The 2,315-nt window shown below is 56.0% G+C and carries 1 protein-coding gene; it reads right to left on the bottom strand.

The window, feature by feature from the left end; translation table 11 throughout:
- Window positions 1–2,315, bottom strand: a 2,315-nt coding sequence (locus ONV78_RS31795; RefSeq protein ID WP_279508606.1) for a condensation domain-containing protein, incomplete at both ends; no start/stop codon positions are given.

Here is a 2,315-nt window from a genome sequence, read left to right as displayed (position 1 = left end):
CTGATTGGCGCGTCGGTTGAGTTCGCCATAGGTCAACGCGCTGTCTTCAAACATTACAGCCACGGCGTTCGGGGATTTCGCCGCCTGGGCTTCAAACAACTCATGGATGCATTGTTCGGCCGGGTAGGGCGCGGCGGTTTGGTTCCAGTCGATGAGCAGTTGCTGGGCTTCCTGCTGAGTAAGCAATGAGTAGGCGTTGATCGATTGATCCGGTTTGGCGACGATTTCCGTGAGCAGCTGCTGGAAATGGCTCGCCATGCGCTGAATGGTCGCGGCTTCGAACAGTTGGGTGTTGTATTCCCAATCCAGCCTCAGTCCTTCTGTGTCTTCTGCTACATGCAAGGTCAAGTCAAACTTGGCTATCGTGAACTCCGGCGTTTGCATCGATAGGGTCAGTTCGGGCAGGGACAGAGTTTCTTGCTGGTTGTTTTGCAAGGCGAGCATCACCTGAAATAACGGGTGATGGCTGAGACGGCGGGCGGGCTGTAGCGCTTCGACCAGCTGCTCAAAGGGAACCTGTTGATGGGCGTAGGCCTCCAACGCCGTTTGCCTGCACTGCTGGAGCAATGCGTCGAAGGTTGGGTTATCAGATAGATCCGCACGCATAACCAGCGTATTCACAAAGAAGCCGATAAGTGACGCGACTTCTCCTTGCTCGCGATTGGCGACAGGGGAGCCGACCACAATATCCGTTTCGCCGCTGTAGCGGCTCAACAACACGGAAAACGCCGCATGTAACCCCATAAACAGCGTGGCCCCGCGACTGACGCAATAGCGGTTGAATGCGTCACTAAGGGTGTTGTCGATGACGCAGTGATAAGCGGCCCCGTCAAAGGTCTGCACTGACGGACGCGGGTGGTCCAAAGGCAACTGATGTACATCTGGCAGCCCTTGCAGCTGGTCTCGCCAGTACGCCCCCTGCTGCTCTAGCGCTTCGCCCTGTAAATAGTCCCGTTGCCACAGGGCGTAGTCCGCATATTGGACGCCTAACGGAGGCAGGGGGATAGATTGCCCTTGGGTGAAGGCCGTATATAAGGCGTTCAGCTCACGGATCAATACGCCGATTGACCAGCCATCGGAAGCGATATGATGCATGGTCAGCAGTAACAAGGCGCGCTGATCGGCAAGCTGTAGTAACTGCCCGCGCAGCAGATAGTCGCGGCTTAAATCAAAAGGTTTTGAGGCTTCGGCTAATTGGAGTTGTTTAGTTGCTTCTTGTAATTCAGAGGCATTCAAGGCGCGCAAATCTACTACCTCAAGACTCCAATCGGCGGGAGGTGGCATGATCTGTTGATGGGCCCGGCCATCGACTGTGGTGAAACAGGTGCGCAGACTCTCGTGACGCTCGAAGATTGTGGATAAGGCCTGGTTTAATGCGGCTAAATTCAAGCGACCTTCCAGCATGAGCGCGCCGGGCATATTGTAGTGCGCGCTGCCGCCTTCCATCTGGTCAATAAACCATAAGCGCTGCTGCGCATAGGACAGCGGGAGTTCCGTGATCTGCGGATCTCTCGGCGTAATGGCGGGCGCTTTGGGTGCGGTTGGAACGCTTTGCTCAATTAATGCGGCGATCTCAGACAGATGCGGTGTGTTGAACAAGTCCTTGACCGTCACTCCCACAGAAAAAACCTCCCGAATGAGAGCGACCAGGCGAATAGCTAATAGGGAGTGTCCCCCCGACTCAAAAAAGTTAGCGCTGGCGCTGATGGGGCGGTCGATCTGCAGCAGTGATCGCCAGATGTCAGCTAGTTTGCATTCCGTGGTGGTAACCGGCGCCACAAACTCATCCGCCGAAGCAGCGTAGTCCGGGGCCGGCAGGGCGTTGCGATCGACTTTGCCGTTGGGCGTTAGCGGCAGTGAATCCAGGATTACAAACGCCGAGGGCGTCATGTAGTCAGGCAATTGTTGCGTAATGGTGCGTCTTAATTCTCGGGATAATTGCTCTTCAGCCAAGCTACTGCCAGTCTCGGTGATTACATACGCCACCAGACGTTTATCGCCCTGTTCCTCGCGGGCAACCACAACGGCCTCCCGGACCGCCTCATGCTGCAGTAAAACCGCCTCGATTTCCCCAAGCTCAATGCGAAAGCCGCGGATCTTGACCTGATGATCGATGCGGCCGAGGAATTCCAGGTTTCCATCCGGCAGCCAACGCACCAGATCCCCGGTGCGGTACAGGCGGGCATGGGGATCGTCGCTGAAAGGGTTAGGAATAAACTTTTCTGCGGTAAGGTCGGGACGGTTTAAATAGCCACGGGCGAGACCCGCGCCGCCAATATGGAGTTCGCCGGCTACGCCAATGGGTTGTAGTGTTT

Source organism: Hahella sp. CR1, assembly GCF_029813005.1.
GTDB lineage: Bacteria > Pseudomonadota > Gammaproteobacteria > Pseudomonadales > Oleiphilaceae > Hahella.
The sequence above is the reverse complement of the archived record's forward strand: the minus strand, read 5'-3'. Positions and strand labels throughout refer to the sequence as shown.